The organism is Arthrobacter sp. NPDC056493, from assembly GCF_042795115.1.
In the GTDB taxonomy this organism is placed as follows: domain Bacteria; phylum Actinomycetota; class Actinomycetes; order Actinomycetales; family Micrococcaceae; genus Arthrobacter.
On the sequence record NZ_JBHTSL010000127.1, the window covers coordinates 1 to 1416 of the forward strand.

A 1416-nucleotide genomic window follows, 5' to 3' on the forward strand; every position below is an offset into this window, starting at 1 on the left:
GTCCACCAGGACCGGGCCTTCTCTGTGCTCCGAACAGAACCCCTTTGCGGGCAGGAAGCCAGCCCGGCTACTGCTGACGGTAACCCGACGCGTAGTTCCGGGTTGGCCGAACGCCGGGCCGCTGCAGCGGAACCCACAGCTTGTACCGGTCTGCCCGGTAGTAGGACACCGAGTAGTCCACCATCGAGCGGGCGACAAAGGCATGCCGCTGGATCTTCAGCAGTGGCGCGCCGATTTCAACGTTGAGCAGCCGTGCGGTTGAGGGTGACGCAGCCGTGGCCTCGATCATGTCCTCGCCCCATTCCATGACCAGGCCGAACTGTTCGCTGAGGACGTTGTAGAGCGAGGTGGGCGGCTCGCCGTCGAGCAGCCCCGGCACCCGGTGGGCGGGGATGAAGTTCTCATCCACGCTCATTGGCTCGTTATCGGCCAGCAGAAGGCGCCGGAAACGCACCAGGGGTGTTCCCTCCTCCAGCTGGAGTTCCCGTGCCAGGAAGGCGCTGGCGGCGATCTGCTCAAAGCTCAGTACCTTCGCGGCCGGGACCATGCCGCGGCGCTGCATTTCCTCGCTGTAGGAGGTCAGCTTGACCTGGAGATCGAGCTTCGGCTTCCGGACGAAGGTGCCCAGGCCCACCACCCGTTCGATGACCTCTTCCCCCACCAGGGCGTCGATGGCCTGGCGGACGGTCATCCGGGCGAGGCCGAACCGCTCGGCGAGGTCCCGTTCGGAGGGTAGCGCCGAGCCCGGCGGGCAGGACGTCGCGATGTAGGTCCTGAGGATCTCACGGAGCTGGACGTAAATCGGTGTCCCGCTGGATCTGTCGATTTCACCGGCAATGCCGGCCACGTTAGCTGGCACGGTGGCCACTCCTGTATTGCAGTATCACAGTTCAAGGGTAAGCCTACGCGGCCACAGGTCTAGACCAGGCCAGCAAGCGGCAGGTTGACCTCACCGGGGCCGATATTCTTAAAGGCGAACAATTTAGAAAGACGACGGCGGCTTCCCCCCAAATGTGCCATCCCGTCCAAGACGAAGGAGTCCAGTTGCCCGTTCGTAAGGCAATAGTTTCTGCGGCCATCGGCCTGCACGCCAGGCCGGCAGCGGTGTTCGTCCGCGCGGTCACAGAGACAGGCTTGCCGGTGACCATCCGCAAGAACGGCATTGACGCCGTAGACGCCCGCTCCCTGCTCGAGGTCATGACTGCTGACTTCAACTGTGGCTGCGAGGTAGAGCTGGCGGTAAAGGAATCAGCCCTGCCGGTGGGCAGAAGCCTCGGTGAAGCCGAGGCGGCGCTCTCGGGTCTCGTCGAGCTGCTGGCGTCGCAGAAGGCCAGCTAGCGCCGGCCGAAAGCAGCGGAGCAACTTAAGCGCAGAACGACTTAAGCACAGAACGACGGCGGGCCCCACCATAAAGGT

General features: G+C 64.0%; 2 protein-coding genes. One reads left to right on the forward strand and one right to left on the reverse strand.

The genetic code is table 11. From position 1 onward, the window contains the following. Nucleotides 1–67: 67 nt before the first annotated feature. On the reverse strand, nt 68–859 hold the full coding sequence (locus tag ACFQ50_RS24510) for a GntR family transcriptional regulator (protein WP_377998226.1): 792 nt from the start codon (nt 857–859) through the stop codon (nt 68–70). Nucleotides 860–1044: 185 nt separating this feature from the next. Here ACFQ50_RS24510 and ACFQ50_RS24515 point away from each other — a divergent pair, with 185 nt between their 5' ends. Continuing rightward, nucleotides 1045–1338: an HPr family phosphocarrier protein gene (locus ACFQ50_RS24515; RefSeq protein WP_377998227.1), complete on the forward strand. Its 294-nt coding sequence runs from the start codon at nt 1045–1047 to the stop codon at nt 1336–1338. Nucleotides 1339–1416: the final 78 nt, after the last annotated feature.